The sequence below is a fragment of the Flavobacterium movens genome, from assembly GCF_039581425.1.
Taxonomy (GTDB): domain Bacteria; phylum Bacteroidota; class Bacteroidia; order Flavobacteriales; family Flavobacteriaceae; genus Flavobacterium; species Flavobacterium luteolum.
Genome location: NZ_JBCPXY010000007.1, coordinates 242,793 through 264,718, shown reverse-complemented (window position 1 = coordinate 264,718; position 21,926 = coordinate 242,793). Strand labels below are relative to the sequence as shown.

18 protein-coding genes and 1 tRNA gene are annotated in these 21,926 nt (G+C 33.3%); 10 read left to right on the top strand and 9 right to left on the bottom strand.

What is annotated here, in order from left to right; genetic code table 11:
- Positions 1–4 precede the first annotated feature (4 nt).
- Complete coding sequence (locus tag AAYQ05_RS14665) at positions 5–1,666, top strand: Eco57I restriction-modification methylase domain-containing protein (RefSeq protein WP_343544201.1); 1,662 nt, start codon at positions 5–7, stop codon at positions 1,664–1,666.
- Positions 1,667–1,920: 254 nt separating this feature from the next.
- On the opposite strand, the gene misB is transcribed toward AAYQ05_RS14665, so the two are convergent.
- Complete coding sequence (gene misB, locus AAYQ05_RS14660) at positions 1,921–3,444, bottom strand: haloacid dehalogenase-like anti-phage phosphatase MisB (protein WP_343544200.1); 1,524 nt, start codon at positions 3,442–3,444, stop codon at positions 1,921–1,923.
- A 256-nt stretch (positions 3,445–3,700) separates the two neighbouring features.
- Between misB and AAYQ05_RS14655 the strand changes: the two genes are divergently transcribed.
- Together AAYQ05_RS14655 and AAYQ05_RS14650 are read left to right on the top strand one after the other, a co-directional pair.
- Positions 3,701–3,871, top strand: coding sequence for a hypothetical protein (locus tag AAYQ05_RS14655; protein ID WP_343544199.1), 171 nt, complete (start codon positions 3,701–3,703; stop codon positions 3,869–3,871).
- Complete coding sequence (locus AAYQ05_RS14650; RefSeq protein ID WP_343544198.1) at positions 3,868–5,418, top strand: recombinase family protein; 1,551 nt, start codon at positions 3,868–3,870, stop codon at positions 5,416–5,418. Before AAYQ05_RS14655 ends, AAYQ05_RS14650 begins: the two co-directional genes overlap by 4 nt.
- Here the strand turns inward: AAYQ05_RS14650 and AAYQ05_RS14645 are convergent.
- Positions 5,384–5,457: transfer RNA gene (locus AAYQ05_RS14645), tRNA-Arg, on the bottom strand. The two genes, AAYQ05_RS14650 and AAYQ05_RS14645, sit on opposite strands and share 35 nt — an antisense overlap.
- 114 nt (positions 5,458–5,571) lie before the next feature.
- Between AAYQ05_RS14645 and AAYQ05_RS14640 the strand changes: the two genes are divergently transcribed.
- Entirely contained in the window at positions 5,572–6,084 is a 513-nt protein-coding gene (locus AAYQ05_RS14640) for an adenine phosphoribosyltransferase (RefSeq protein WP_343544197.1), read from the top strand.
- Position 6,085: 1 nt separating this feature from the next.
- On the opposite strand, the gene AAYQ05_RS14635 is transcribed toward AAYQ05_RS14640, so the two are convergent.
- The 4 genes from AAYQ05_RS14635 to AAYQ05_RS14620 are packed head-to-tail and all read right to left on the bottom strand — an operon-like array spanning position 6,086 to position 8,564.
- Entirely contained in the window at positions 6,086–6,736 is a 651-nt protein-coding gene (locus AAYQ05_RS14635; protein ID WP_343544196.1) for a response regulator, read from the bottom strand.
- Positions 6,726–7,508, bottom strand: coding sequence for a sensor histidine kinase (locus AAYQ05_RS14630; protein ID WP_343544195.1), 783 nt, complete (start codon positions 7,506–7,508; stop codon positions 6,726–6,728). The genes AAYQ05_RS14635 and AAYQ05_RS14630 overlap by 11 nt, the downstream gene beginning before the upstream one ends.
- Positions 7,481–8,128 carry a hypothetical protein gene (locus AAYQ05_RS14625; protein ID WP_343544194.1) on the bottom strand — a complete coding sequence of 216 codons (648 nt, stop codon included), beginning with the start codon at positions 8,126–8,128 and terminating at the stop codon, positions 7,481–7,483. The genes AAYQ05_RS14630 and AAYQ05_RS14625 overlap by 28 nt, the downstream gene beginning before the upstream one ends.
- Positions 8,129–8,135: 7 nt before the next feature.
- Positions 8,136–8,564, bottom strand: coding sequence for a hypothetical protein (locus tag AAYQ05_RS14620; RefSeq protein ID WP_281632510.1), 429 nt, complete (start codon positions 8,562–8,564; stop codon positions 8,136–8,138).
- 258 nt (positions 8,565–8,822) lie between these two features.
- Between AAYQ05_RS14620 and AAYQ05_RS14615 the strand changes: the two genes are divergently transcribed.
- From AAYQ05_RS14615 to AAYQ05_RS14605, 3 genes are all read left to right on the top strand, one after another.
- Complete coding sequence (locus tag AAYQ05_RS14615; protein WP_343544193.1) at positions 8,823–10,838, top strand: hypothetical protein; 2,016 nt, start codon at positions 8,823–8,825, stop codon at positions 10,836–10,838.
- A 74-nt stretch (positions 10,839–10,912) separates the two neighbouring features.
- The gene (locus tag AAYQ05_RS14610) at positions 10,913–13,060 is read left to right on the top strand and encodes a hypothetical protein (protein WP_343544192.1); all 2,148 of its coding nucleotides are present in this window, start codon (positions 10,913–10,915) and stop codon (positions 13,058–13,060) included.
- Positions 13,060–13,884: an N-acetylmuramidase domain-containing protein gene (locus AAYQ05_RS14605; protein ID WP_343544190.1), complete on the top strand. Its 825-nt coding sequence runs from the start codon at positions 13,060–13,062 to the stop codon at positions 13,882–13,884. The genes AAYQ05_RS14610 and AAYQ05_RS14605 overlap by 1 nt, the downstream gene beginning before the upstream one ends.
- 256 nt (positions 13,885–14,140) lie before the next feature.
- On the opposite strand, the gene pheT is transcribed toward AAYQ05_RS14605, so the two are convergent.
- A complete protein-coding gene (gene pheT, locus AAYQ05_RS14600) occupies positions 14,141–16,561 on the bottom strand; it encodes a phenylalanine--tRNA ligase subunit beta (protein ID WP_343544189.1) in 2,421 nt (806 codons plus the stop codon).
- Between the two features lie 274 nt (positions 16,562–16,835).
- On the opposite strand from pheT, the gene AAYQ05_RS14595 reads away from it, so the two are divergent.
- From AAYQ05_RS14595 to AAYQ05_RS14585, 3 genes are all read left to right on the top strand, one after another.
- Entirely contained in the window at positions 16,836–18,341 is a 1,506-nt protein-coding gene (locus tag AAYQ05_RS14595; RefSeq protein WP_343544188.1) for an aldehyde dehydrogenase family protein, read from the top strand.
- A gap of 62 nt (positions 18,342–18,403) precedes the next feature.
- The gene (gene adhP, locus AAYQ05_RS14590) at positions 18,404–19,438 is read left to right on the top strand and encodes an alcohol dehydrogenase AdhP (protein WP_286969345.1); all 1,035 of its coding nucleotides are present in this window, start codon (positions 18,404–18,406) and stop codon (positions 19,436–19,438) included.
- A 66-nt stretch (positions 19,439–19,504) separates the two neighbouring features.
- A complete protein-coding gene (locus tag AAYQ05_RS14585; RefSeq protein ID WP_343544187.1) occupies positions 19,505–19,879 on the top strand; it encodes a DUF779 domain-containing protein in 375 nt (124 codons plus the stop codon).
- Positions 19,880–19,958: 79 nt separating this feature from the next.
- Here AAYQ05_RS14585 and AAYQ05_RS14580 read toward each other — a convergent pair whose 3' ends face one another.
- Both AAYQ05_RS14580 and AAYQ05_RS14575 read right to left on the bottom strand, forming a co-directional pair.
- Positions 19,959–20,882: an AraC family transcriptional regulator gene (locus AAYQ05_RS14580; RefSeq protein WP_343544186.1), complete on the bottom strand. Its 924-nt coding sequence runs from the start codon at positions 20,880–20,882 to the stop codon at positions 19,959–19,961.
- Between the two features lie 72 nt (positions 20,883–20,954).
- The gene (locus tag AAYQ05_RS14575) at positions 20,955–21,818 is read right to left on the bottom strand and encodes a bestrophin family protein (protein ID WP_343544185.1); all 864 of its coding nucleotides are present in this window, start codon (positions 21,816–21,818) and stop codon (positions 20,955–20,957) included.
- Positions 21,819–21,926 lie beyond the last annotated feature (108 nt).

Below are 21,926 nucleotides of genomic sequence, written 5' to 3'. Positions count from 1 at the left end.
CAAAATGGATAAAAAAAGATCAGGCTCGTATTATACTCCTAAAATCTTATCTGATTTCTTAATTTCACATATATTTAATAAATACGTTAACAGAAATAATTTACAAATTCTTGAGCCTAGCTGCGGTGATGGACAATTTATATCTTCACTATTTAATTGCATTAACATTCAGGAATTTAATTCAATTAGATTAACTGTCTGCGATATAGATAAAGTTGAATTAAGTAAAACTATGGAACTGATTCCAAAATCAGTTAACATTAAAAAAAAATCAGTTAATGAAGATTATTTAAATTTTTTTCTGAATACTACTGAAAAATATTCTTTTATATTTGGAAACCCTCCTTATATAAGGAAAAAAAATATGGAAGGGGGACAAATATTAAAATGTGAAGAAGTCCACAATAAAATCAAGAACTACAGTACTCTTATTAAATCTAAAGGTAAAATAAATAACATATGGACTGCTTTTGTTGAATCTGCAATAATGAGCCTTACAGATGACGGAATAATGTGTTTTGTAATTCCTGCTGAAATAATGCATGTTAACTACACTAAGGAACTCAGACGATTAATCCAGAGTGAATTTGACAGAGTTGAAATATTTGCATTTAATGAATTAATTTTTGATGGGATACAACAGGATGTTGTTGCTGTCGTGGGTGTCAAGGGAATTGAAAATTTTGCTGAACATGGATTTTCATTTTATCAGGTGGATTATCTAGATGATCTAAAAGAACCTAAATTTACGGAGTTACACAGCAATATTCACAGATTAAATCTCGATAAATGGACTAATTATATTTTAAGTGATGAAGATTTAAATTTTGTAGAAAGTTTAAAAAATCAGTTTCAGCCTATTAAAAATTTCTGTGATAAAGCACAGGTTGGAATAGTATCAGCAGCGAATGAATTTTTTATTTTGAGAAAATCAGAAGTTCTGCAAAATAAATTAAATGAAGTAAAAGAACTTGTTAAACCTATACTTTCAAAAGGGTCAGTACTGCCAAATTTATTAAATTTTACGGATGCAGATTATTTAAAGTTACTTGAAGCAAATCAAAAGGTTTCGTTCATTCAATTTCCTAATGAAAAAAAAAGTGAGTTAGATAAGATTTCTCTTGAGTATATTAATAAAGGTGAATCTAAGCTAGGAGATAACGAAGGTGAATTGCATAAAAGATATAAGATGACTTTGAGAGATAATTGGTATCATGTTCCCAGTGTTTGGAATTCTGAGGGTGTTTTTGTTAAGCGGTCACATTTATTCCCTAAAATAATAGTTAACAGTGCCAATGCGTTGGCAACAGATTCATTTTATAGATTAGAAACTAAAAAAGATTATGATATAAGACATTTGGCCTTTTCATTTTATAATTCGTTGACATTTGTACTGGCTGAACTAGAGGGTAGATTTTATGGTGGCGGAGTTTTAGAATTGACTCCAAATGAATTTAAAAATTTGTCTATTCCATATTCATCCTATATTACTGCAAAGGAGTTTAATAAATTAGATTTATTAATTAGGAAAGGAGAACAGATAAATAAAATTTTAGATTATACGGATGCTATTCTCTTTAGAAACACTGAGGTGGATATTAAAAGATTAAGAAAAATAAGACTAGAGCTAGTAAATAGAAGAATTAAGAAGCATTTATTGTCTTAGCGCTAATTAAATAAAAGCCGTAATCAGAAATAAAGAAATCAATAGACTGTAAAAAAGGCTTGTAGTTAGGATATATTATCCTTAGCTTCAAGTCTTTTTTTATAATTGTTAGTGTTAATTTTTAGACTTGAATATTTGGAGTGGCTAAAAGTACTACAAAATATATGTTTGAGAAACTATATTTGAACAAACCCAGTTAGTTTGATGAAAGAAATCACTTTGCAACAGAAAATATTCATGTATTGGACTAGAAATTATTTAGGTTGCGGTGTTTTTATGCCTTCCAATACCTTTATGTACGTTTCTGATTTTCCTATTTCTTTTTGTAGGCTGTCGTTTTTCTTTTGAAGATCTTTAATTTTGATATCTAATTTTTGTTTCTCGATTAAATTCTTGTCATTATCAAGAGAGAAGGAGAACATAAAGAATGTAATAAATATTAAAATTAGTGGTCCATAAAAGAACCAAAAGCGTTTTTTAGAATTTACTACTGCTTTGATTCCAAAAAAGGATATGTTAAAGCCGCTCTGCTTTGTTATGGAATTACTTAATCCTATTTCGGGAATAATTTTGTGCCATTTATTTTCTATAATTGCAGCTTGATTTACTGCTCCTAATAAAAATTTGTGGTACCAGTATCTGTCCATAAAAAAGAAACACATGATTATTACTCCACCTAAAAAACTAAAAACAGTTATGCCGTTAACTTCATAACCAGCTATTGTAAAGGCAATATTTTCTTTTATTATATATCCCAAAGTTGCAATAATAAAAGTAAAGGCTGTTAAAGCAAGATTTCGTATTCTAAGGCCAATATCATTAAAGTGTTGTTGCACTTTTACTATATCGCTCCAAATAGAAATGATGTTTGGGATTAGATCTTTATCTGTTTTCTTATAAAATGAGGTAAATAAAAAGTGATTAAGCAGCTCGCTGAATGATTTTTCTAAAATTACGTCAGCCTTAACTTCATCATTAAAATGTCTTTGTTGAAATTCAGCTTCCCTGATAACATCCTCTGCTGACCAATGAGTAACTTCTTTTAAAAGCTGGTATTTATCGTTACTTATTTCACTACCGTATTTTGCATAGACACTTGTGATTTTTGCGTCGTTTGCCATTCTAATATCACGGTCTATTTTATCACCAATGTAAATAGCGTTTTCTTTTGAAACTTGAAAATCTCTCAGTATTATACCAAGAATTTCACTATCCGGTTTTTTAATTGTCTTTGACAAATATCTAATTTCCGTCTTTATGGGCTCCCAATGATCATCATTGTACACTTTTTCAACACTTTGTGGTACACCAGTATCTAATGGTGTATATATACAATCAAAAATACCGTCAAGCTCTAAATGTTTGAGTCTATATTTGGTGAAAAATGCATTTGATTCTGTGAATCCTATAATAAGTACTCCTTGAGATTTCAATTGTAAAAGTGTTTTTAGAACACCATCATACATTTTTAAATTTGACTTTTTGTTGCTGTTATATTTGTGTAGAATACTTTTACCAACTAAAGGTTTTTTGATAATTTTTTCCTTTTGTTCATCACTCAATAATTCAAGTTCGCCAAAAGCAAAAGAGACTTCTGTAGTATTATATTTTTGATGTAACTTTTTAAAATCAAGTTTCAAATTTTCTTCATCAACTTCAGAAAAACCTAAAATTTCATTAAAATAAGGATGAAAAGAACTATGCCACATTGTGAGCCAATCCCAAATTGTATCATCTAAATCTGTTACAACACAATTTTTAATAGTATGTATACTCATAGTTCTTTTATTATATAACTAAATTAACATTTTTTATCTATAATCAATTAGATTAATATGATTTTTCCAGAATCACTTTCTTGTTGAAAGTATCCTTAAATCATAAGTATTATCTATGTGATCTCTCATAATTTTTCAGCATGTAAATTGTTTAAGCTAGTAAGAGGCTTCCTTGTAAGGACAAGGAATGCTAATAGATAAATTCGAATCTTATCTTGCCTTAAATTACATTTTTATGAATTTTAAAAGTGTAATTATGGAAAGAGATATTGATTACAGTAATTCAAAGTTGACACCGGAAAAAGCTTTACAGATGCTTAGATCTGAGGGATTGGATGTTACTATTGAACAGGCAGAGGAAATCTTGCATTTCTTGAGAATAATCGCTAATATCGCCGTGTTGAAATATTTAAACAAAACAGAATGAGCAGGATAGCAGACTTATATATTAGAGTGAGTACGGACGAGCAGGCAGAAAAAGGATTCTCACAGCGCAGTCAGGAGGAAATGCTGAGAAAATATTGCAGCATTAACCAGATACAGATACGCAATGTAATTTATGAAGACCATTCAGCTAAAACCTTTAATAGGCCTCAATGGAAAAAATTTCTGGCTGATGTGAAGAAACATAAAAATAAAATTAATCTGGTTCTTTTTATGAAGTGGGACAGGTTTAGCCGTAATGCGGGTGATGCTTACCAGATGATCAATGTTTTAAGAAAATTGGGTGTAGAGCCGCAGGCTATAGAGCAGCCCCTTGATCTAAGCGTTCCGGAAAACAAGATGATGCTCGCATTTTATCTGGCTGCACCCGAGGTTGAAAATGACCGCCGGGCATTAAATACTTTTCAAGGTCTTAGACGCGGAAAGAAGGAGGGCAGGCATATGGGAATGGCGCCTTATGGATATGCAAATAAGATTACTGAGGATGGAAAGAAATATATTGCCATTGTACCGGAGAAAGCGGCAAAACTTATTTGGATATTCGAGCAGGTTGCAAGAAATGTCTTTAGTACCGAGTCTATTTATCAGATGGCAAAAGATAAAGGGCTTGTGCTGTCTAAGAGCAACTTATGGGTAATTCTTAGAAATCCGCTTTACTGCGGAAAAATAGTTGTTCCTAAATACAAGGATGAAGAGGAAAAGTGGGTTGCAGGACAGCATGATGCGATTGTAAGCGAGGGATTGTTTTATCGGGTTCAGGATGTACTTGACAGTAAAGCAAGGACATACAGACCGAAAATAAAGACTATTGAGAATTTTCCCTTGCGGGGCTTTTTTCTTTGCCCACAGTGCGGTCAGAAATTGACAGGAAGCAAATGCAAGGGAAGGAGTAAATATTATTACTATTATCACTGTGATAAAGATTGTAGATGGAGAATAAACTCAGAAGTAATTAATAAAATATTTAAAGAACATTTAAATAAATTAAGACCTTTAGCTGAAGTAAAGAAATTATATACGGCAGTTCTGCTTGAAGCTTACAGAGAGCACACAGGTATGGTAGCTAATGAAAAGAAGAAATCGCTTGAACAGATTGCAGTTTATGAAAAGAAATTGTCAGTTGCCAGAAATTTGCTGGTTACAGAGAAAATCGATGCAGAAGATTACAATCTTATGAAAGCGGAGTATAATGAAGTTATAAGCAAGCTGGAAAAAGAGATCGGAAATGTAGAGGATGACAAGGCAAATATAGAGCAGTTAACGAACTCAGGACTGGAAAACCTTATAAAACTCGGCGAGACCTTTGAAAATGGGACTTTAGCTGATTCCAGGGAGATGATTGGTTTAATTTTTCCCGAAAATTTCACATTTGAAGAAAAGAAAATCCGCACCGCCCGGATCAATGAAATGGTCAACTGCATCTATTTGGTAAACAATAGATTACGGGCAAAAAAAAACGGGACAAAAGATGATATTTTTCTTTTGTCCCGAGTAGTGACCTCGACTGGATTCAAACCAGTAACCTTCTGAGCCGTAATCAGATGCGCTATTCAGTTGCGCCACGAGGCCTTTTTGTTATCAATTAGCTATTTTTTTGTAGCTTTGTTGATTGCTTATTGCGGGTGCAAAGATAGACATAAATGTGAGATAAACAAGAGAAAAATAACAGAAAATTAAAAAAAAATGAAGATTGAAAATTATATACGTGATATTCAGGGATTTCCAAAAGAAGGAATTTTGTTTAAAGATATAACTCCTTTACTAATTAACCCAGAAGCGCGAACAAATTGCTTAAAAATTTTGGTTGATTCATTAGAAAATCAAAAAATAGACAAAGTTGTTGGTGCTGAATCGCGTGGTTTTTTCTTCGGAATGTTGCTTGCGCAGGAATTAAACGCTGGATTTGTTCCAGTAAGGAAACCAAAAAAGCTTCCGTTTGATACGATTTCTGCTTCATACGAGTTGGAATATGGAACAGATAGCTTAGAAATGCATACCGATGCTATTAAAAAAGGAGATCGTGTTTTAATTCATGATGATGTTCTGGCTACTGGCGGAACCGCAAAAGCAGTTTGTGAATTGGTGGAGAAATTAGGAGGCGAAATCGTGCAATTCAATTTCCTAATGGAGCTGACTTTTTTGAACGGAAGAGAAAAAATTGCAGCATATCCTGTTTTTGCCGCATTAACGTATTAGTCTAAACAAAAACAATTTTATGTTTAATGGCATAAAGTACTAGTCCGATTCGGGTTTTTATTTCCAATTTATCAAAAAGCGATTCTCTGTAGCCGTCGATGGTTTTTGGACTTAAGCACATTTCTGATGCAATTTCTTTGTATGTCATTTCGGTGCAGGCATGTTTAATAAAAACAATTTCTTTTTCTTTTAAAGAGATTCTTTTATTATCGCTGTTGACTTTGTTGATTAGCATTCCAGAAACAAGTTCGGTGAAATAAAAACCCTTTTCGACAACACATTCAATAGCTTCTTTAAAAATCTCGGGCGAAGTATCTTTTAGCAGATAGCCTTTTGCTCCGTTTGTAATCATTTTTATGATAATTTCTTCATCATCATTTACAGACAAAGCAATTACTTTAAGATCGGGTCTGTTATCTTTGAGCCATTTCATGGTGCTTAAACCGTCCAGAACAGGCATATTGACATCGAGCAGAATAAGATCAATTTCGGTAGAATTATTTTCATCAAGATAGTCTATAAAAACTTTTCCGTTTTCAAAACGTTCTATAACTTCATAATCGCCAAAACTCTTAATCAGCAATTCAAGCGACTGCGAAAAGAGCAAATGGTCGTCTACAATTATTATTTTTCTTTTAGAGTTAGTCTTCATGGTCTTGGGTTAAAGGATATTCGATAGTTACACTGGTTCCGGTGCTGTCTGAATCAAGGATTAACGCTGCACCAATAAGTTTTGCCCTTAATTTCATGTTATTCAATCCGATTCCTGAATTTGACTTCTTAAGATCGTAACCAATTCCGAAATCTTTTAATTTTAAAATGAAATGAGAATCGGTAGTTTCGATATGAACATCAAACAAATCGCTTCTGGAGTGTTTTAAGCTGTTATGAAGGGCTTCTTGGAAAATTCTATAGATAATGAGTTCATGTTCCTTATTTATGGCTGGAACTGGCCCGATTTGATTAAAATTGAATTTAATCTTTTTAAGTTTCTTGATCCTTTCTAAATCCTGCTGAATGGCTTCGAGAAAGTTGTTTTGAAGAAGATTGTCTTTGTTTATAATTCGCGAAAGAATTCTTAATTCGTCTAAGGATTTTGCTAAAACCGCTTTTAGATCCTTAAGTTCGTTTATTTGTACATTTTTACTACTAATGCAGATGTTAAGCTGCATAATAGCCACCGAAATAATCTGGCCAATATTGTCGTGTAATTCTTTACTGATTTCAGATAATGTCTGGTCTTTTATTTCGATTCTCGTTTTAACCAATTCGGATTGGAAATACAAATCGGCTTCCATTTTTTCTACTAAAAATTTATTTTTCTTCTTTAGAAAATAAAAGAAAATAATAAGCAGAACACCAACTAAGGTAAAGAGAACTATACTCAGAGAAATGACTAATAATTGTATTTCTTTTCGCTCCATATAAATCCAATTATAAAACAACTATGCGCCAGAAAATTTAAAATAAACAAAACCAAACTAAAAATAGAATCGTCTTGTTTGATTAGAAACCAGTTAATAGCCAGCATAAAAGGTGTAAAAGGAACATGAAAAACGAGTATACCGAGAATATACCAGAAAAATACCGATTTTTTAAAATTCAATATTTTTTCCGAATTAAAAATCTCAATTAGATAAAGGCAGGATAATATTAATACTAACAATACACCAATTGCAAAACTATAGGTAAAGGAACGGTTTATGTCTTCTTTGAAATATAAAATGTTCAAGAAAAAAGACATAATAAACAAAATTAAAAATAGAACAGCCGAATTTCTGTGGTCTTTTTTTGTAAGAAGGGCTCTTAGTAACAGGATATAGGCAGAGAGACTGGCAAACATGTAGAAATTGTAAACGTAAAAATTGAGCAAACCCGTCCATGAGGTAAAGTAATAGCCCACAATTTCAATTACAATAGAAAACCAGATCAAAATTACTAAAAATTTAGCTTTATTACCAGGAAGTTTTGGCAACGCAAATAAACCAATCGTTCCTGACAATAAAGCCATATAGATGATATAAGATCTTAAAAATTCGAACATAATTTTTTTAGTATAATAAGCTTGGAGGTCTTCCGATGTTTCCGTAATTCATTGGTTCAAGGCTCTGGATATCAGAAGACATTTCTTGCATTAAAGCAAAACTTTGCATTTGTGTGCTTTTGTTTTGTGTTTTTTTGCCTGTAGGTACCAAAAATAAGGTGGTCAATCCTGCTTTTTCTCCATGTGCCTCGTCGTCTGGATATACCCCAAAATAAAAACGGATGCCGTCTACATCATAACCGTCTTTCGCTCCATTAGTTTTGATATAATGAATATAATTTTCCAATTCTTCTAGAGAATACCAGATAGCATTCGCATCTTCTTTTTCTGCTTTTTTTGCTGTTAGCGAAGCTTTTTTATTGTTGTAATTCACATTTAATTGTCTAGCAAATTCTTTTGTGATCAACTGACTTGGTTTTGCGGGTTGATTTTTCATAGTTTATTATTGATTAATTGGTTAAATGTTTAGTTAACAGCTTTTTGAGTTGTTATGCAAGACAAAATTATTTGAAACGAAAAATTCCGGCAAGGGGAAATATACCCTTTTTTGGTTAGGTAAAAATATTTAAAAAATTGGGTTAAAGTGCTGTTACATAATAATTTGTAAAAATAGAATTTTACATCGTCAGTTTTAAGGTAAAAAACAGGCAATCATAAATGTAACCTATTAAATAATCAATTAAATTTTTAAATTATGTCACAACCAACACCTCTAGGTTATCCTCATGCAGGAGCCGGAACAGTAGAAATTCTTTTAGAAAAAGAAGACGGAGCAGATTATGCAGTGCTTTTTTCGCCAGATCCTAATAATATGTTATTACGAGATGCCGGTCTGCCAATGCAGTTTTACTATTATCCAAAAGCACCACGTCTAGCTAAACACCCAGATGGAAGATTTAAATTTGCGATGCAGGTTTTTAAATCAGAAGGAGATTCTTCAACCGTAATTGGCGCAGAAGGATTAGAAGAAGAAGCAGGGGCATATACTACTTTAACTAGTACAATAGATTTGCCTGAAGCATTATTGAAAAAAGCAATCGATAAATTAAAAACAAAATTACATACCAGTTACAATAATCAGAGACAATCAAAACTGTTTGGATTGTTTTCTTTCCTAAAAGGTGTCGATCGCGATTTTAATGAAACCAATGTTAGACCTATTCAGTTAACAGAGAATACGATAACAATGCACGTAGTGGGCGAAAAATCCCCAAACAATCCTTTTGGTGGAGCAAATCCTTGGACATTTAATATTCAGGGCGAAGGAGCAGGAACTACATTTGGATTAGGAGATAACGCGCTTTCTGTGCTTATGGGGCGTAACAGCGCATCATTGGTGAAAAATGCATTAGAATCTGGTTCTAATAATCTGGTAGTCGAAAACAAAATTAAATACAAAGGCTACATGCCCACAACAACTATCAGAACAGAAGTTAAGGCGCAAAAAGTGCATAGTTATTTTTCGGCAAAAGCAAATGTAAGTGTAGGATTTGTTAATGTGGACTGGGAAAGTGAATATGAGAAAATTGTAACCGAAGGCGGTATCGTAAGCGAAATTATTACTGATAATCAGTTCTCTAATGAAGAAAGAAAAAAAGTAGAAGAAGCGCTTTTTACCAAACAAAGAGATTTTGCTTTTCAATTGTTGCAGAAACAAATTTTTGATGTAGCAGATAAACAATTTACACCTGCATCAGCTCCAGAAAAGTCAGGCGGACTTTTCAGGATACTTTTTGGCGGTGCAAGCGTGGGAGTAAGTTTAAAACACGGTAGCCAAGTTAGAAAAGTTGACTTTGCAGACGAAATCAAATTTTCTGCGGTCGAGGTTTTAGATTCAAAAATCAGTGGAAACCTAACACCTTTAACTTTAAAATCTGGCGCCGAAGCAAAAGCAGATTTGAAAAACTACATTACCGAAATTCAATTGGATGAAGATTTCTCAAAAGTGCAGGTAATTGCATCTTTAAATGGAGGTTTAGTTAAATTGGATAAAGACAGTGATATTGTGAATGATAATCCGGTGAGTCAAGTTTCTATTGAAGTGGGATATCCAGATTCTAAAGGTAAAATAATCTGGAAAAGTTCAGGCAGAATGATTGCGCCAGAAGGAACTCCGTATGTGAAAAATGTCAGCAGATCTGGTAAAGAAATCGATGCAATTTTCCCTGCAACGTGGAATGATAAATCTAAAGAAAAAAATGCTTTTGTATTTGATTTTGTAAAAAACAACGGTTCTTCTAAGGTTAAAGTAAGACAAGAAGTAATGTACGAAAAAGACAAGAGAATCAAATTAAAAGATACAACTAGAGAATATGAATTTGAAGGAACTAAAATATTCGTTCCGCTTCCGATTCAGAACATGATCAATTATACGCTTTCTACAGAAGCGCTTTATGATTGCGATACTCTCGAAGTAACTTTAAAAGCAGATAAAATGTCTTCTAAGAAGTACAAATTTACAGTTGATAATTTTGAAGATGCCATTCCTTACAGAGCTTGGTATGAGGCCGATTATACGGTGAAACCGACAGAGTATAAAGTAAAATATACTTGCAACGGTAAAATTGGCAAGAAATCTAAAAAAGTTTCTGTTTCAACAGATTACATCAAACTTGATTATCAGGAAGGCGATGTTTTGTTTGAAATTCCAACAGGAACAGACGCTCAAAATGCCGATATCGAGAAAATCAGAGCTCCATTTATGGAATAATTTTTTTGAGACATTTTGCAAAAGGGACGTAATGTCCCTTTTGTTTCTTAACTCATCACTTAAACCTAAACGTCATGCCAGATTTAAATACATTTAAGCTCAGCGGAACCAAATTGGTTCCTGTAAACCGATTCAATCTCGAGCCTGCCAAACCCAGTACTGCATTTGCAACTGCGACACTTTTAAATAATGCTGAATTCAAAGTAATCGAGCATCCGATTATTCATTCTATAGATATTCAGCCGATTTTAGTTTTGCCAATTATTGAAAATTATTTTCCTCTAATAGAAGGAGATAAGGCTATTTCAGAGAATGATTCCTTTAAGGATTATTTTAAAAATGAAATTACCTTATTTTTTCCTCAAGTAGAAGTAGAGCCTAACAATGGAACGCTGTTTTATTATGAAGAAGTGCCTGGCAAATCTGCAGATGAAGGCGGATTTATGGGGAGAGTTACTTTAAAATACAGTATTAAAAATAGATCATTGCAAGCCAATGAGAAAAGTATTGATTTAAATTTTAGACAGGCCGTTTTGAATTTAAAAGTAAAAAATGATATTGTTAGAGTTAACGGGACTGTAAATACTGCCACTCAGGAAATTCAGTTTGATTTAATTGATGAAGCTGTAAAAATTGCCTTTTCGAATTTAGTTTCAAAAATAAGCGATTTAATGTGCGATGTTGATTTGTTTTTTGACTTTAAAGGATATTCTAAGGTAAAACGTAATTTTTTGTTTGCGAAAGATATAGCGGTTTTAAGAAACCCAATTATCACTAAGACTGACGTAACAGCCAAAACAACTTTACAGCCAAAAGCAACGCTTATATCAAGTCCGTTAATGGTAAAAACTACGAGAACGGGAACGATAGCGCCAAAAATGGTAATTTCTGGAATTAGAAGAGATAATGATATACAGGCCGAGGTTCAAGAAGAATATGTAAAAAGCACTTTTCTGCTTAAAATCAATAAAACGGTAAATTATCCACGTGTACCCAATGCTCAGACAAGTTTATACTGGAATAACGAAGGCCCGTTTTTTAATAATCCTTTTAATTTAAATGAAGATTTTTCGGAGTTTAAACAGATATTCGTCTCAGGATATAACTTTAGCCAATTGTCGATTTACAAATCAATGGTACAGCCTAATACATTTTTATTGATTTCTAAAATTTACAGCCTCTCTAAAGATTTAGATAATATGAGGCCTTGTGTGACGACTATTTTTCATGCATACGAAGAAGGCACTGATACATCCGAAGAAATTTCGAAGATCTCTTTTCAATTTGCTGTTCGTCCGAATCTTTCCAATTATGATCTTGCGAAGCTGAAAATTGCCTTATTGCAAAACAATTTTATTGATGGTGATGCAGCCGATTATTTTGATAAGGTTCAGTTTCTATTTCCTAACGATGTTGGAGCTGAATTTGAGGTAAATGGAAACTATTTTCTTCAACAAGCATCGATTACGGCAGATGGGAAACATTACATTTTTGATCTTTCAACCGAAAATTTATCGGAAGCCAGTATTCTAATCAATGCGTTAAACAATACAATTTCACAATATGCTAATATCAACTTTAAATACAAAGAAATAAAAGATACGAGCGTAATCGAACTAAATCTTGAAGAAACTATTGGAGAGATTGTCGAAAGTTTGATTGATAATCCGATGAAGAAAATTCAAATCAATAATCAGTCTATTTCAAACTGCAAGCTCAATTCTATTTTACTGCTTTACAATCAAAATGCAACGTATCTGAACAGTGTTTTTTTTAAAAATTATCCGCAGCTAGTAAGTAACGATACTAAATTTCTTGATTTTACGGCATTGAACCCAAGTTCTTCGGGCGAATTAAAAAATGTATTTTTTGATTTTGAAAATATCGAAAATATCAGTTCTGAGTTTAGCCAGATCGTTTCGCAATCAACTTCTTATAATAGGTACGTTCAAGTTCAGATTAAAAGCCAGACAGCTGCAACGACAAGGATTACGGTTGAATTAACAGTTCAGGAAACGGGAAGTAAATTTGCAATCGAACGCTTAAAATCTGAATTCTCGACACCTATATTGTTCAATTTTATTATGAAAAACACATTGAACAATACGACACTGATTTCATATAAAGTTAATTATTTTGACAAAAATGATAATCTCACAGGTTCTAAAAACGATGTTTTTGATTTTTCCAAAACATCAATTCTCACCATAAATAAAAAATAATGAGAACCATAAAAGCAGGCACAAAATCTCCCGAAGTTTATTACTTAAACGAGCTTTTGTCCAAATTAAATTACAGTGTAATTGTTTCCGATTATTTCGGGACAGAAACAGATAAAGCGATCAAGGATTTTCAGTTAAAAAACAGTCTTGTGGTTGATGGAGTAGTGGGACTAAAAACATGGTCGGCACTTTTAGAGAAAAACAGCAATGGCTTTTCGGCAAACAGTAAATTATTGTCAGAACAGGATTTAATTGATTTTTCAAATCAGTTTAATTTAGAACTCGCAGTTGTAAAAGCAGTAAACGAAGTCGAAAGTAACGGCAAAGGTTTTTTGATCGATGGTCGTCCGAAGATTTTATTTGAAGGGCATATTTTCTGGCGAGAACTTGAAAAAAGAGGTATTAATCCAAGAATTTATATCAATGCAAACACACAGGATATTTTATTTGAAAATTATACTAAAAAGTACTACGTTGGCGGAACAGCCGAATATGTACGTTTAGAAAAGGCAAAAAATCTTGGTACAGATAAAAAATTCACAGATGCAGCAAATAGTTCGGCTTCTTGGGGACTTTTTCAGATTATGGGTTTTAATGCAGTTTCTATCGGTTACAGTAGTGTTGATGAATATGTAGAAAAAATGAATAAGAATGAAGGTGAGCATTTAAAAGCTTTCGGTCTATTTCTCGAAAAAAATAGTTTGATTGGATTGCTGCGAAACAAAAACTGGGCCTCATTTGCTTTAAAATACAACGGACCAGCTTACAAAACCAATAAATACGATGAAAAGTTGATGAGAGCGTATCAGAAATATTCTAAATGAGTTTGTTTCAAGTTTCAGGTTTCAGGTTTCAAGTTGATAAACTTTGGGTGTAGATTTACCGCAAAGAACGCAAAGGTTTACACAAAGAACACAAAGAACACAAAGTTTAGCGAACCTTGCGTAAACCTTTGCGTTCTTTGCGGTTAAAAACCTGAAACCTGAAACCTGAAACCTGAAACCTGAAACTTGAAACAAAAAAACAAACCCGACAAGATCTTAGACCTGTCGGGTTTTTTATTTTAGAACTAGAAAGAATCTATCTCAAACTAGCGCCAAGCTCAGTTTCAAAAGTCTGTTGTAATTTAGACATGATTTTGTCAATCTGAGTATCGGTTAAAGTTTTAGTATTGTCTTGAATAGTAAAACTCAATGCGTACGATTTTTTTCCTTCTGGTAATTTATCACCCTGGTAAACATCAAATAAGTTAACGTCTTTTAAAAGCGTTTTCTCTGTTTGTTTTGCCAAGTTGAAGATACTTTCGTAAGTCGTGCTTTGATCAATTAATAAAGCCAAATCTCTACGTACTTCTGGATATTTAGGAATTTCAGTGTATTTAATTTTTCCAGTAATGATTTTTAAAACTAAATCCCAGTTAAAATCAGCATAATATACGTCTTGTTTAATACCGAAATGCTTTAAAATTGGCTTTTTAATAACGCCCATTTCAACCAAAATATCATTGTTGTATGTAATTGCCGTTCCTTCAGAATAAATATCAGATTGAACTGGTGCATTCGAAATTTTTTCAATTCCCAAACGAGATAAAATCGCTTTTACATATCCTTTCAACAAGAAGAAGTCTGTTGTTTTTTGCGGACTTGTCCAGCTTTCTTTGTTTCTATTTCCAGAAACTAGTAAAGAAAGGTGTTTATGCTCTTCGTATCCGTTTAAATACTTGTGGTATGTTTTTCCGAATTCAAATAATTTTAAATCCGAATTTTTTCTATTGATGTTATAAGAAACAGCTTCTAATCCAGAAAACAATAAAGACTGACGAAGTGTCGCTAAATCACTACTCAACGGATTAAGCATCGATACATTATGTTCTTCCTTTAATGAAGTCGATAATTTTGCATACGCTGCAGTTGTCAATGAGTTAGCCATCATTTCGTGAAAACCTTGTGAATTCAACTGAGAAGCAATTACGTTTTGTACTTTGTAATCTTCTGTTCTTGGTGAATTTGATACAGTAGCATTAAATTTCTTAGAGAAATTAATGTTGTTATAACCATAAACTCTCAAGATTTCTTCGATTACATCAATTTCACGCTGAACGTCTACACGATATGCTGGAATTGTTAAACCTAAACCAGTATCAGAAACGCTGTTTACTTTAATGTCTAGAGAAACCAAGATTTTTTTAATTGTATCTTTTGGAATTTCCTGTCCGATAATTTTAGAAACATGGCTGAAATTCAATAAAACAGAAAAATCTTCCACTTTTTTAGGATACACTTCTACAACATCAGAAGTGATTTTTCCCCCCGCAACTTCCTGAATTAAAAGCGCTGCACGTTTTAAAGCATATTCTGTAATTGTTGGATCAATTCCTCTTTCAAATCTAAAAGAAGCATCAGTACTTAATTGATGTCTTTTTGCTGTTTTACGAATGCTTACAGGGTCAAAATAAGCACTTTCTAAGAAAATAGAAGTAGTTCCTTCAGAAACGCCAGATTTTTTACCTCCAAAAACTCCAGCAATACAAAGCGGACCTTTTTCGTCACAAATCATTAAATCTTCTTTGTGAAGTGTTCTTTCAACATCATCAAGAGTCACGAATTTAGTTCCTTCAGCAGCTGTTTTTACAATAATTTTTCCGTTGATTTTGGCAGCGTCAAATGCATGTAAAGGCTGTCCTAATTCGTGAAGAACATAATTAGTAACATCAACAATATTATTTTTTGGAGTTAATCCGATAGCTTTTAAACGGTCTTGTAACCAGCTTGGAGATTCATGTACAGAAATTCCAGAAATAGTTACACCACAATATCTTGGAGCTAAATGAGTATCTTCAACATTTACATCAATTTTAAGCGTACGCATGTCAACTCTAAAATTGCTTACAGAAGGTGTAATCAATTCTATGTTTACGCCACGCTGCAACATTCCCGCTCTTAAATCACGCGCAGTTCCAAAATGGCTCATTGCATCGGCACGATTAGGTGTCAATCCAATTTCGAAAACTTCATCATTTGCAATTTGAAAAACTTCAGAAGCAGGAGTTCCAGGAACTAAATCCTCAGCCAAAACCATAATTCCGTCATGACTTGTACCTAAACCTAATTCGTCTTCAGCACAGATCATTCCGTGACTTTCCTGTCCTCGGATTTTTCCTTTTTTAATGGTAAATTCTGCACCTTCTTTATCGTATAAAACGGTTCCAATTGTTGCAACTGGAACTTTTTGTCCTGCAGCCACATTTGCAGCACCGCATACAATTTGTACAGGAGCTTCTAAACCAATATTAACGGTAGTAACTTTCAACCTATCAGCATCAGGATGTTTTTCGCATGTTAGCACGTGTCCAACAACAACGCCTGCTAAACCTCCTTTTATTGATTCGTATTTTTCGACAACTTCAACCTCTAAACCTAAATCTGTTAGTAATTCAGAAGTCTGCTCAGATGTCCAATCTGTTTTAATAAATTGTTTTAACCAGTTGTAAGATATTTTCATTGTAGTTCTTTAATTCTTTGTATGAGGTTACAAATATAAGGATTGCGCGTTGGAGTAGGAAAAAATTGAGTAGTTTTTTCTAGTTGTTTTTAATTGACCGAAAAATGCTGCTTACTAATTATTTAGCAATTTATAGATTGAAATTTTGATAAATGATTATTATAAAAGTGCAAAAAAAACGAATGTGTAATTTTTGTGCTACAAGATGAATGAATAATGCTATTCTGTTTCTTTTTATGAAACTAAATTTGGAGTAAATCAAAAAAAGAATATTATGAGCACCGCAGTAAAAAGACCTGAATTTAAGGCAAAATACGACAACTATATTGGCGGAAAATTTGTAGCGCCAGTTACAGGAGAATACTTTGATGTAGTTTCTCCTATTGATGGAAAAGTATTTACAAAAGCAGCACATTCTGGAAAAGAAGATCTGGAATTGGCTGTAGATACTGCTTATGAAGCATTTAAAACTTGGGGAAAAACTTCTGTAACCGAAAGGAGTATTTTACTAAATAAGATTGCACAAAAAATTGAAGACAATTTAGAATATATCGCTGCAGTTGAAACAGTAGACAACGGAAAACCAATTCGTGAAACACTTGCAGCTGATATTCCGTTAGCAATTGATCACTTTAGATATTTTGCTGGAGTTATTCGTGCAGAAGAAAGTTCGATAGCAGAATTGGATTCGCAGACGGTTTCTATTGCGTTAAGCGAACCTTTAGGGGTTGTGGCGCAGATTATTCCGTGGAATTTTCCAATTTTAATGGCAGTCTGGAAAATTGCTCCAGCTCTTGCCGCAGGAAATACAATTGTTTTGAAACCAGCAGAAAGTACGCCAATATCTATTATGGTTTTAATGGAATTGATTGGAGATATTCTTCCTCCAGGAGTTCTGAATATTGTAAACGGATTTGGTGCCGAATTAGGTCGTCCGTTAGTAACCAATAAAAAAGTATCGAAAGCAGCATTTACGGGTTCTACAACAACAGGACGTTTGGTAATGCAGTATGCAACAGAAAATATTATTCCGGTTACATTAGAATTGGGCGGAAAATCTCCAAATATTTTCTTCCCATCAGTAGCAGATCATGATGATGATTTCTTTGACAAAGCCGTAGAAGGTGCTGTATTATTTGCTTTAAATCAAGGTGAAATATGTACTTGTCCTTCTCGATTATTAATTCACGAAGATATTTACGACAAGTTTATCAAAAAAGTAATTGAGAGAACTGAAGCCATTATAGCTGGAAACCCGTTAGATAAATCTACTATGATTGGCGCTCAGACTTCGATTGTTCAGAAAGAAAAAATCATGTCTTATATCAAATTAGGAAAAGAAGAAGGAGCAGAATTATTGACTGGAGGTGATGAAAATAAATTGGGTGGCGATTTAGAAGGTGGTTATTACATCAAACCGACTTTATTTAAAGGTCACAACAAAATGAGAATTTTTCAAGAAGAGATTTTCGGACCTGTTTTGGCGGTTACGACTTTTAAAACTACTGAAGAGGCGATCGAAATTGCAAATGATACCATGTATGGTTTAGGCGCAGGAGTTTGGACACGTGATGCGCATGAAATTTATCAGGTTCCAAGAGCGATTCAGTCTGGTCGTGTTTGGATTAATCAATACCATTCTTATCCTGCAGGAGCTCCATTTGGAGGCTACAAACAATCTGGAATTGGTCGTGAAAATCATAAAATGATGCTAAGCCAGTATCGCCAAACCAAAAACATGCTGATTTCTTACGATAAAAAGAAATTAGGTTTCTTCTAAGAGAATATAAACTTGAGAATAGAAAGCTAAAAAGTTTTCTATTCTCTTAAAACCATAGAATTATGCTTCCAAAAACAATGAAAGCCGCGGTCGTTAGAGAATTTGGTTCTCTTCTACAAATTGAAGAAGTTGAAGTAAAACGCCCAGGTAGAAATGAAATTCTTGTAAAAGTAATTGCAAGTGGAGTGTGCCATACCGATTTACATGCTGTAGATGGGGATTGGCCAGTTAAACCTAAAATGCCTTTAATTCCAGGACATGAAGCTGTTGGTTACGTTGTTGCAGTCGGACAGGACGTAAAAAACGTAAAAGAGGGAGACGCTGTTGGTGTGCCTTGGCTTTACAGTGCCTGCGGTGGCTGTGATCATTGCATTACGGGCTGGGAAACATTATGCGAAAGTCAGCAGAATGGCGGTTACAGTGTAGATGGCGGATTTGCAGAGTATGTAATTGCAGATGCCAGATATGTTGGAATTTTGCCTTCAAATGTGAATTTTATAGAAATGGCTCCGATTTTATGTGCTGGTGTTACGGTTTATAAAGGATTAAAAGAAACTGAGGTGAAACCTGGCGAATGGGTAGCAATTTCTGGAATTGGAGGTTTAGGGCACGTTGCTGTACAATATGCAAAAGCTATGGGAATGAATGTGGCAGCTATTGATATTGGAGACGATAAATTGGAACTGGCAAAAAAATTAGGTGCCGATTTGGTAGTTAATGCTAAAAATCAAAATCCTGGAGAATTCTTAAAGAAAGAAGTTGGTGGAATGCATGGGGCATTGGTTACCGCAGTTTCTCCAATTGCTTTCAAACAAGGGCTTGAAACATTGAGAAGAAAAGGTACAATGGCATTAAACGGACTTCCTCCAGGCAATTTTGATTTGTCTATTTTCGATACCGTTTTAAATAGAATCACCATTAGAGGGTCTATTGTAGGAACTCGAAAAGATATGAAGGAAGCAATTGAATTTGCTGTTGATGGCAAAGTCAAAGCAACAGTAACAACTTCAAAATTAGAAGATGTAAACACCGTTTTTGATAAAATGAAAAAAGGTGAAATAGAAGGAAGAATTGTGCTAGATATAGCACAGTCCTAAATAGTTGGTTATGTTAAAGCAGTAAAATCTTAATTGAGTTTACTGCTTTTTTTAATTTTTATAGCGATGATTAAACGAATTGATGCCACAGAAAAAGCAGTCGAATTGATTAATATTCTAAAAGAAAAACACGGTGATTTAATGTTTTATCAGGCTGGAGGATGTTGCGAAGGTACACAACCGCAGTGTTTTGAAAAAGGAGGTTATTATCAGCGAACTGGAGATGTTTGTATTGGTAAAGTTGAAGATGTTGAATTTTGGGTAGACAAAGATTTATTTGAATACTGGAAACATGCTCATTTTACTCTTACTGTTATTGACGCATTTGGAGTAGGAGGTTTTTCTTTAGAAACTCCATTAAAAAAGACTTTTCAAATAGAATATAGAATTTTTACTCCCGAAGAAGAGAAGGATTTAGAACCGATCACAAGAATTGAATGAGTTTTTTTGTTTCAGGTTTGAAGTTTCAAGTTTCAGGTTGAAAAACTTAGAACCCTAGTAGCTTAGCACCTTAGCACCTTTAATTAATATACAGTAACTGATACTGCTTTGGTGTTATTCCTTCGTATTTTTTGAATAATCTAATAAAGTAGTTGGCATCTTCGAAACCAGCCAAATAACAAACCTCGTTGATTTGAAGGGTCGGATTCTTCAATAAGTTTTTGGCACATTTTATTTTTTCATTCAAAATATACTCAATTGGACTCATTCCGAGTTCGCGTTTAAAGAAACGGTAGAAAGAAGTTGTACTCATACAAGCTTTTTCGCTCAATACTTTTAAACTCATATTCTCTTTTAGGTTCTGTTTGATATATTCTGTAACCTCTGTAATTGGATTGTTGTTTTCAAGAAATTTTCCCTCATTAAGAGATTTTACTGTCTGCGTCTGAATAATTCTTATTAGCAGTTCTTTTAAAGTTAAATCGGCAAAAATATCTTTAGTGATCGATGTGCTCATGCATTCTTTGATGAGCTTATTAATCGTTGCAGCCATTTCTACATTATTGTAAAAGAAATAATTCTGATAGTTTAACTGCCAGTACATGTTATTTCCTTCTTTCGGATATTGTTCGTTTAAGAAGTTTAAGATTTCTATAATCTTAGATTGATCAATAGCCAATGCCAGACATTGAGTCGGATTGCTTTTGGAGGCTTCTGGAAAGTCAATTTTCATTTCTACGTTTGAAGGAACAATAACAGTTTCTCCAGGCAGATATTCAAATTCAGGATCATCAAAAAGATGCATGACTTTTTTGCCTCTTAGCATGCTGGTCACCACTAAGTCGTTAAATTTTAACGGAACCATTTTAGTCGATTCGTAGGTTTCAAACAAATTTAATTCACAATGATTCAGATTGTAAATAGTTCTGTTTTCGACAAGAGTTTTTAATGATTTTTCTTGCGATAATTGGAGCGGATTAACTAAAAATCGTTGGTTGTTCATTAAATTTACTTTTTTGGTGAAGACTTTAAATTTAATGAAAATAAGAATATAAACGGCAGATTTAACGTTTTGTTAAATCAGTTCTTCAACGTGTTTTTTGATATTTTCGGAAATCTTTCTTGTTGGAAGATCATTTTCGTCATTTCCAAACGGATCTTCAATTTCTTCGGCGATAAGCTCTAAACTTGCCAATACATAAAAGATAAAAACTACCACAGGCGCAACGAGATAGCCCAAACTAACAGAATACCCAAACGGAAGTGTCATGGTATAAAAGAAGATGAATTTTTTTATAAAAGCACTGTAAGAGTAGGGAATAGGTGTGTTTTTAATACGCTCGCAAGCTCCACAGATATCTGTAAAAGCAACTAATTCGTCATTTAAAGTAATTAACTGTTCTCCCGATATTTTTCCTGCATCATACAAATCGTTGATTTTATGATACATTATTCTTTTTAACTGATTTGGTTTGTGTTTGTGATGGTCAATTTCCAAATCAACATCTTCAAAAAGTTGTTTGCTGGTTTCTTCGTCTTTTAAATGGATATTTAGAATTTCAGCATACATCGGAATAAATTTTCTAAAAAACTTTCTGTCATTCTCGTCTTTTAAAATTGCCGAAAGTTTTATAGCTAGATTACGGCTGTTATTTACAAGTCCGCCCCAAAGTTTTCGACCTTCCCACCATCTGTCGTAAGCGGTATTGGTTCTAAAAACAAGCAAAAGCGAAATTACAAAACCAAGCATTCCGTGCATCATTGGAATGTTATGAATATAATCGTTTTTGGTTACCTTAAAATACTGAAGTTCCAGATAACATACAATAGTGGCATATATTCCAATTGCAATCATAATCGTAAACAGTTTTCGAACGGTATCCGATTTATGAAAATGAAAAATAAAGGTGAACCAGTCTTTGGTATTGTATGTAATCATTGAAGAATGTTTTGAAACAAATTTAAATTAAAAAAATATTCTGCTGTGTGTAAAAAAGAAAAATATTTAGTCCCAAGAAATATAGATAATTTGAGATTATACAAACAG

Excerpts from the sequence above, each read along its gene's own strand:
- AAYQ05_RS14610 (WP_343544192.1), top strand. The coding sequence starts at position 10,913 with ATGCCAGATTTAAATACATTTAAGCTCAGCGGAACCAAATTGGTTCCT.
- AAYQ05_RS14595 (WP_343544188.1), top strand. The coding sequence starts at position 16,836 with ATGAGCACCGCAGTAAAAAGACCTGAATTTAAGGCAAAATACGACAAC.
- AAYQ05_RS14655 (WP_343544199.1), top strand. The coding sequence starts at position 3,701 with ATGGAAAGAGATATTGATTACAGTAATTCAAAGTTGACACCGGAAAAA.
- AAYQ05_RS14630 (WP_343544195.1), bottom strand. The coding sequence starts at position 7,508 with ATGGAGCGAAAAGAAATACAATTATTAGTCATTTCTCTGAGTATAGTT.
- AAYQ05_RS14620 (WP_281632510.1), bottom strand. The coding sequence starts at position 8,564 with ATGAAAAATCAACCCGCAAAACCAAGTCAGTTGATCACAAAAGAATTT.
- AAYQ05_RS14625 (WP_343544194.1), bottom strand. The coding sequence starts at position 8,128 with ATGTTCGAATTTTTAAGATCTTATATCATCTATATGGCTTTATTGTCA.
- AAYQ05_RS14635 (WP_343544196.1), bottom strand. The coding sequence starts at position 6,736 with ATGAAGACTAACTCTAAAAGAAAAATAATAATTGTAGACGACCATTTG.
- AAYQ05_RS14585 (WP_343544187.1), top strand. The coding sequence starts at position 19,505 with ATGATTAAACGAATTGATGCCACAGAAAAAGCAGTCGAATTGATTAAT.
- pheT (WP_343544189.1), bottom strand. The coding sequence starts at position 16,561 with ATGAAAATATCTTACAACTGGTTAAAACAATTTATTAAAACAGATTGG.
- AAYQ05_RS14605 (WP_343544190.1), top strand. The coding sequence starts at position 13,060 with ATGAGAACCATAAAAGCAGGCACAAAATCTCCCGAAGTTTATTACTTA.
- AAYQ05_RS14640 (WP_343544197.1), top strand. The coding sequence starts at position 5,572 with ATGAAGATTGAAAATTATATACGTGATATTCAGGGATTTCCAAAAGAA.
- AAYQ05_RS14580 (WP_343544186.1), bottom strand. The coding sequence starts at position 20,882 with ATGAACAACCAACGATTTTTAGTTAATCCGCTCCAATTATCGCAAGAA.
- AAYQ05_RS14650 (WP_343544198.1), top strand. The coding sequence starts at position 3,868 with ATGAGCAGGATAGCAGACTTATATATTAGAGTGAGTACGGACGAGCAG.
- AAYQ05_RS14615 (WP_343544193.1), top strand. The coding sequence starts at position 8,823 with ATGTCACAACCAACACCTCTAGGTTATCCTCATGCAGGAGCCGGAACA.
- adhP (WP_286969345.1), top strand. The coding sequence starts at position 18,404 with ATGCTTCCAAAAACAATGAAAGCCGCGGTCGTTAGAGAATTTGGTTCT.
- AAYQ05_RS14665 (WP_343544201.1), top strand. The coding sequence starts at position 5 with ATGGATAAAAAAAGATCAGGCTCGTATTATACTCCTAAAATCTTATCT.
- AAYQ05_RS14575 (WP_343544185.1), bottom strand. The coding sequence starts at position 21,818 with ATGATTACATACAATACCAAAGACTGGTTCACCTTTATTTTTCATTTT.
- misB (WP_343544200.1), bottom strand. The coding sequence starts at position 3,444 with ATGAGTATACATACTATTAAAAATTGTGTTGTAACAGATTTAGATGAT.